Below are 3764 nucleotides of genomic sequence, written 5' to 3' on the forward strand. Positions count from 1 at the left end.
TTCCTATCTGAGTGACCGCCGCTGGCGACTTCGTCGCGAACGCGGCGGCCACTCGGACGCGAGCCGGGCCGCGAACGGCACATGCTCGGTCTCGCTTCGCTCGAAACCGGGAGCTGCGCCAGTGTGGATGCGTTGGGAAATCACTGTGCGGCACGATGTTCGGCGTACCAGTTCCGGGATCGCCGCCAGGGCGCGTTCGTCTTTCACGCAGTCGAATGTGAACGGTCGACGACCTCCTGGCGCACCGGGAGCGGCACCTACGAGCACCGTTCGCGGCCCACGTGACAAGGGACCTCGAACGGCGCGGGCGATGCCGGACGATCCGGCTCGTCCCCACCGACCGGGACGTGATCACCCGCCGGGCGCGGACGATGCCGGACGCGGGAATTACCCCCACTGACCGGGCACGTAATCACCGGCCGGGGTGCGGGCGACGACGTTCATCCGGTTCCAGGCGTTGATCATCGCGATGGCGGCGATGAGGGCGGCGATCTGGTCGTCGTCGTAATGCTTGCGCACCTCCTGCCACACCGCGTCGCTGACCACGCGTCCGTCGCCGATCCGGGTGGCCTCCTCGGTGAGCGCCAGCGCGGCGCGCTCGGCCTCGGTGAAGACGGTGGCCTCGTGCCAGGCGGCGATCAGGTTGAGCCGCACGGAGGTTTCGCCCGCGTGCGCGGCGTCCTTGGTGTGCATGTCGGTGCAGTAACCGCAGCCGTTGATCTGGCTGGCGCGAATCTTCACCAGCTCGTAGGTCGCTGCGTCCAGGGTGGAATCGTCGATCACCTTGGAGGCCATGGTGAGCCGCTTGATGAAGCTGGCGCCGACCGGGTTGGCGAAGAGTTCGAAGCGCTGTTCCATGATGTCCGTCCTTTGTCGTTCCCTGTGGGTTCACAAGGAGGACGACGCGGAAAGACGGAGTGTGACAACGGCTTATGAGACGTAGGTCACACCGCGTCCACGGGAAGGGCTGCGGTCATTTCGTGAAGTCGTAGGTGACCCCGGTCAGTTTCTCGGACAAGTCCCACAAGTCGGCGGCCACCTTCTCGTCCCTGGACGCTTTCGACGACCCGGACGGCCCCGGGTACCCGCGCATGCCACCCAGGCCGGTGGGTCCGTAGTAGCCGCCCGGCTGGACGTCGGTGGTCGCGGCGAACAGCGTCGGCAGCGCGCCCATCGCGGCGCTCTGCGCGAGCAACCGGTTGCCGACCCACATCACCCGGTCCAGGAAAGACTCGGTGTGCGACTGCAATTCGGTGGAGGCATAGCCGGGATGCGCGGCGACCGAGAGTTTCGTGGAGCCCGCCGCCGTCAACCTGCGCTGCAGTTCGCGAGCGAACATCAGGTTGGCCAGCTTGGCCTGCCCGTAGGCGGCCCACCGCTGATACTTGCGCCGCTCCCAGTTGAGATCGTCCAAGTCGATCTTGCCGACCTGATGCGCACCGCTGGAGACGGTGACGATCCGGTCGGAGATCTTGTCCAGCAGCAGGCCGGTGAGCGCGAAGTGACCGAGATGGTTCGTGCCGACCTGTTTCTCGAATCCGTCGGCGGTGCGGCCTTCGGGCACAGCCATCACGCCCGCGTTGTTGATGAGCACATCGATCCCGTCGACGCTCTGGGCGAACGCGCGGACCGAATCGAGATCAGCCAGATCGAGTTCGCGAACCTGCGCCCGGTCGCCGAGTCCGGCGGCCACCCGCTCGCCTTTGGCCACGTTCCGGCAGGCGAGCACCACCTCGCCGCCCGCCGCGGCCAGCGCGCGCGCCGTCTCGGCCCCCAGGCCACTGTTGGCCCCTGTCACGATGAACTTCCGGCCGCTTTGGCTGGGGATGTTCGAGGTGTCCCACCTGGTCATGCCGGAAAGTCTAGTGCCCGGCGGCACCCGGCGGCAGGTTCGAACACGCCCGGGCGACGGCATTCACCCGACGCCGGAAGCGTCGCGGCGACGGTGCCGCCACCGGCCGGAATCGATGATCATGACGGCACAGACCCAGGCGTGAAGTAGGGTTGCCTAACCTATATAAGGGAACCTTTGCTCGACTTGTGAGGCAGACGTGACTTCCACACCGACCGGGTCCGCGCATCGCGACGGCTACATACCTTTCCCCGCCGACGCGACCGCGCAGTACCGAGCCGCGGGCTACTGGGCCGGGCGCCCGCTCGGCGATCTCCTGCGCGCGAGCGCACACCGGCACCCCCAGCGCCCCGCGCTCTTCGATGCGGAGGGCTCGCACAGTTACGCCGACGTCGACGCCGCCGCGGACCGGATGGCCCACGGGCTGCTTGCGCTCGGCATTACTCCCGGCGACCGCGTGGTCGTCCAGCTACCTAATGTGCCCGAGTTCATGACCGTGTTGTTCGGCCTGCTGCGCGCCGGAATCATCCCCGTCTTGAGTCTGCCCGCGCATCGCCGAGCCGAAATCGAGCATCTGGCGCGGCTTTCCGACGCGGTCGGCTACATCGTCGCCGACCGGGCAGGCGATTTCGACTACCGCGAACTGGCCTCGACCGTGCGGGACGCGGTGCCGTCACTGCGCCACGTCCTGGTGCTCGGCGAGCCGGGGCCGTTCACCGGCCTCACCTCGGTACCGCGCGACCGCGGCGAACTGCCCGAGATCGATCCGGGCGATATCGCCCTGATGCTGGTCTCCGGCGGAACCACCGGCCTGCCGAAACTCATCGCGCGCACGCACGACGACTACGTCTACAACGCCACCGCGAGCGCCGAGGTGTGCGCGTTGACCGAGCAGGACGTCTATCTCGCGACACTGCCCGCCGCGCACAACTTTCCGCTGGCCTGCCCCGGCATCCTCGGCACCGTCGGAGTGGGCGGCGCGGTCGCCTTCGTCGGCGACCCCAGTCCGGAAAGCGCGTTCGCCGCCATCGAGCGGCACCGGGTCACGGTGACCGCCGTCGTGCCGCCGCTGGCCCAACTCTGGTGCGCGGCCACCGAATGGGAAGAGGCCGACCTGAGTTCGCTGCGCCTGCTCCAGGTGGGCGGCGCACGACTGGCCGAGGTCAACGCCAAAGAAGTGACCCCGGCGCTCGGCGCGACCCTGCAACAGGTGTTCGGCATGGCCGAGGGCCTGATCAACTACACCCGGCTGGACGATCCGGCCGAACTGCTGCACACCAGCCAAGGCCGTCCGCTCTCGCCCGCCGACGAGATCCGCGTGGTGGACGGCGACGGCAACGATGTGGCGCCCGGCGCGGAGGGCGAGCTGCTGACCAGGGGGCCGTACACGATCCGCGGCTACTACCGAGCGGCCGAGCACAACGCACGCGCCTTCACACCGGACGGCTTCTATCGCAGCGGAGATCTGGTCCGCCGCCTGCCCAGCGGGCATCTGGTGGTGTCCGGCCGGATCAAGGACGTGATCAATCGCGGCGGCGAGAACGTCTCCTGCGACGAACTCGAGGAACATCTGCTCACCCATCCCGCGGTCAGGCACGCCGCCGCCGTCGGGCTGCCCGACGCGGTGCTGGGCGAAAAGGTCTGCGCCATCTTGGTCGTCGATGGTGAGATGCCCACGCTGGCCGAGATCAAGTCCTTCCTCAGCGCGCGCGGGCTGGCCACCTACAAACTGCCGGACGTGCTGCGCCGCAGCGACAAGCTGCCGATCACCGCGGTCGGCAAGATCGACAAGAAGGCGCTGCGCGCCGAGTCCTAGATCCAATGCCGCTCACATAGGCTGGTCGGGCTGGTGTCAACTGGTGTTGATGGTGACGTCGATCTCAATCTTGTAGGTGTTTCGGTCGATGTCGCC

At 67.8% G+C, this 3764-nt stretch carries 3 protein-coding genes; 1 reads left to right on the top strand and 2 read right to left on the bottom strand.

All coding sequences use genetic code 11. The annotated features are described in order from the left end of the window. Window positions 1–387 precede the first annotated feature (387 nt). Both ACWEO7_RS38505 and ACWEO7_RS38510 read right to left on the bottom strand, forming a co-directional pair. The gene (locus ACWEO7_RS38505; RefSeq protein WP_452430670.1) at window positions 388–858 is read right to left on the bottom strand and encodes a carboxymuconolactone decarboxylase family protein; all 471 of its coding nucleotides are present in this window, start codon (window positions 856–858) and stop codon (window positions 388–390) included. A 115-nt stretch (window positions 859–973) separates the two neighbouring features. Further along, window positions 974–1852, bottom strand: coding sequence for an oxidoreductase (locus ACWEO7_RS38510; protein ID WP_452430672.1), 879 nt, complete (start codon window positions 1850–1852; stop codon window positions 974–976). A 199-nt stretch (window positions 1853–2051) separates the two neighbouring features. Between ACWEO7_RS38510 and ACWEO7_RS38515 the strand changes: the two genes are divergently transcribed. Beyond that, window positions 2052–3668 (top strand): (2,3-dihydroxybenzoyl)adenylate synthase, encoded by a 1617-nt coding sequence (locus tag ACWEO7_RS38515; RefSeq protein ID WP_452430673.1) that lies wholly within the window; start codon window positions 2052–2054, stop codon window positions 3666–3668. Window positions 3669–3764: the final 96 nt, after the last annotated feature.

This window comes from Nocardia sp. NPDC004260 (assembly GCF_053603155.1).

Excerpts from the sequence above, each read along its gene's own strand:
- ACWEO7_RS38510 (WP_452430672.1), bottom strand. The coding sequence starts at position 1,852 with ATGACCAGGTGGGACACCTCGAACATCCCCAGCCAAAGCGGCCGGAAG.
- ACWEO7_RS38505 (WP_452430670.1), bottom strand. The coding sequence starts at position 858 with ATGGAACAGCGCTTCGAACTCTTCGCCAACCCGGTCGGCGCCAGCTTC.